The organism is Microcystis sp. LE19-84.1B, assembly GCF_027531875.1.
GTDB lineage: Bacteria > Cyanobacteriota > Cyanobacteriia > Cyanobacteriales > Microcystaceae > Microcystis > Microcystis panniformis.
In genome coordinates this window covers 1-2,668 of the sequence record NZ_JAPZSR010000455.1, presented here as the reverse complement: position 1 = coordinate 2,668, position 2,668 = coordinate 1, and the positions used below count along the sequence as shown (strand labels likewise).

3 protein-coding genes and 1 pseudogene are annotated in these 2,668 nt (G+C 40.7%); all 4 read right to left on the bottom strand.

Annotated features, from left to right (window positions below; translation table 11 throughout):
* Window positions 1-186: 186 nt before the first annotated feature.
* Window positions 187-564 carry an IS1-like element transposase gene (locus O9324_RS25465; protein ID WP_502846603.1) on the bottom strand — a complete coding sequence of 126 codons (378 nt, stop codon included), beginning with the start codon at window positions 562-564 and terminating at the stop codon, window positions 187-189.
* Window positions 565-865: 301 nt separating this feature from the next.
* Window positions 866-1,279: pseudogene (locus tag O9324_RS25460) on the bottom strand (type II toxin-antitoxin system VapC family toxin).
* Window positions 1,276-1,581, bottom strand: a complete 306-nt coding sequence (locus O9324_RS25455) for a hypothetical protein (RefSeq protein ID WP_002772397.1) — start codon at window positions 1,579-1,581, stop codon at window positions 1,276-1,278. The pseudogene O9324_RS25460 and the gene O9324_RS25455 overlap by 4 nt, the downstream one beginning before the upstream one ends.
* A 126-nt stretch (window positions 1,582-1,707) precedes the next feature.
* On the bottom strand, window positions 1,708-2,668 hold a 961-nt coding region (locus O9324_RS25450; RefSeq protein ID WP_288141657.1), incomplete at its 5' end, for an RpnC/YadD family protein.

The window sequence follows — 2,668 nt, the reverse complement described above, 5'->3', positions numbered from 1 at the left end:
GAAGACTTTTCCCGATCTTTTTAGCTGATTCACGGCTTCTATCTCCTCAATAACAACCAATTATTTCTCGGGTAGTTCTATCGATAGCTAACCAAATATATACCTTGATTTTCTGAGAAAATACGAATGACCATAACTCATAGCAGAAATTTCTATGATTAATTTGCCTTTAGGTTTGTCTGTTACCTATACCTGGCGAGGGACTTGGCTAAATTTATTATTAACATAGTTTTGTAACCATGACCAACTCACTCCAGTTACTCTAGCAATACCTCGCCGAGAAATTCTTTCTAGCAGCAGTAGAGCTATTAATTTTTTGGTTTCGTTAGAGACGGTTTTATTACTAGGATTAATTACCAACGGTTGACCACAATCTTTACCCTGACGTTGGGGTTTGCCATTATGTGTAGAACCATTTTTGAGGGTATGGCAAGAACCCCATTTAGGACAACGAAATATTGAAGCTTGTGAATCTTTTGTTAGAAGATTCTGTTCTAAATCTTCATCGCCATCCCACCAAAGTTTAATGAGCCAAGAGAAGATATTGATAAAAACAGCAATCATAAAAAGCAAATTCTTGACATTTGTCAGGTAATTATTTTTATTAGTAAATATTCTACACAACTCAGGCTAGATAAGCAAGAGAGCTACGCCACTACTATCGGATCACTACCAAGTCTCCTAATACCATCAATAAAATCCCACAATTCCCCTTCATTAATTGGAGGGGTTTTTATCAGTTGACTGTTGATTGTTAACTGTTCCGCAAGCGAGATTTGTCCATAATTCAGCAGATAAACTACCATTAATGCTTGGGGATAGTTTTTCCTAGCTTAGGGGGAGTGAAAGTTTAATTTTTCCTCTGTTATCCAAATAGAATAATTATGAAACCCTCTTGCTGAAAATGATTGTCGTGAGTTAACACTTGACTGATTTTTAAGCGCTGCATAACCGTCATTGAAATACAATCTGTCAGGCTATATTCTTTGTCTGGACGGCGGCGGTATAACTCGAAGCCTTGCAGGAATGATTCTCAGTTTTGCGGAATGACTTGAAGGCGGGGATTCTGGAGCAGATTATCGATAAATTCGACAGTACGTCGCTTCCGATTTGCTCCCCGGACTGAGATAAAATTCAGTAGCTCTACCAAAACTTCATCCGTCGTCACAAGTTTAACGTTTTTGAGACTGGACGTAACTTCTCTGGCTCGTTGATGCCAATTATCTTGGGGATTGATTAAAGCAACCCAGTAGAAAGTGTCGGCAAAAATTTGTTTCATTGCCTTTTCTTGGGACTCCCATAAAGATAATGGTCATGCTCTTCTGCACCGTCGGATGGAAGCGGCTCAAGTTCTTCTTCAGGGAAGTTCAGATTCAACTTATCAACTATCTTTAAAATTGATTGTCCAGTCTCCTCTTGAGATATATCAGAAGCCATCAGATGAGTTTCTAGGGCATCTTTCAGTCGATTTAAAACGCCTTCTAGAGAGCTATCCTGGTAATCAATTGCTGCTAGTTCAGGAGATTTGAGTGAATAGCCGTCGGGATTCTTGGAGATGACAATGCTGATTTGATTGACCATAATCCTTCCTATCTCAGGCTAATCAACAATTGGCACTTCTTTAGTCTAGCAAAATAAGCAGGACATTTAAGAATGATTGTTCATCGGTAATTTTAATTGTCTGTTTTTGAGATTGGGATTGAAAGTTTAATTTTCCCTGAATCTTTCTAACAGTTCTGAGCGAGATAAATTAGCCAGAGAAAGAAGTAACCCGGTGCGTTCCGAGATGGGAAGTTGGGCAATCCGTTCCACCAGACCAGATAATTCTGCATCTAGGGGGCCAAACCGTCCTTCCAGAAGACTGGTTATCAGGGAATACCGTTCTCCTAAACTGCCTTGTTGTATCCCTTCTTGTATCCCTGCTTGTATCCCTTGTTGGATCCCTTCTTGTTTCCCCTCTTCTTTCCACTCTTCTCGTTGCTTTAGATAAGCTGGTGATAAGTTCATGATGTCCTCCTGTTCTTCTGCACTTAAATTATCTCTCAATTCTAAATTCTTGCGCCAGTTGGCCAGAATTTCTAGTAAATTCTCTTGGAAGGGATTACCTTCAGGCAATTGCACTAATTCTTCTACTGCTCGTTTCTGTGTCCCTCCTTTCCCTAGCACCCTCAACCATAAAGTCTCCTCATTGACTGGTAATTGATGGATGGCGACAATTCCTGTTTTGAACAGGCTAGGGGAAAAATAAACTCCTTTTCCCCACTCCTCTTTCATCCCCTCTTCCGGTAGGAATGAAGGGGGGATTCCCAGGACTTCTTCAATCATTCTCGCTGAAAAAGTAGGCGTTAAAATCCAGAGAACTGGTAGTTCAGCTTCTGTTAGAGTTTTGCTTGTCCTTTTCGCCTTCCTTAAGACTTCGCCATGAACCGCGTATAACTTTGAGATGCAACTGCGAATCTCTACCTCCGAGGGTGGGTTACGGAAGGGTTCAAATAAGCAGCAAGTCGCCGCCATTTTAGCGAGTAAACCCAAGGGTAATTCCGTCCTTGATGCTGTGGCTGGTTCAAACCAAACATCGATTTCTTGGACTTCACTCTTGACTTTCTTGCTCTTTTTAATCGTTCCTAGAGACGCTAAGAGTTCCTCTAAATATTCCTTGGCAAATTGG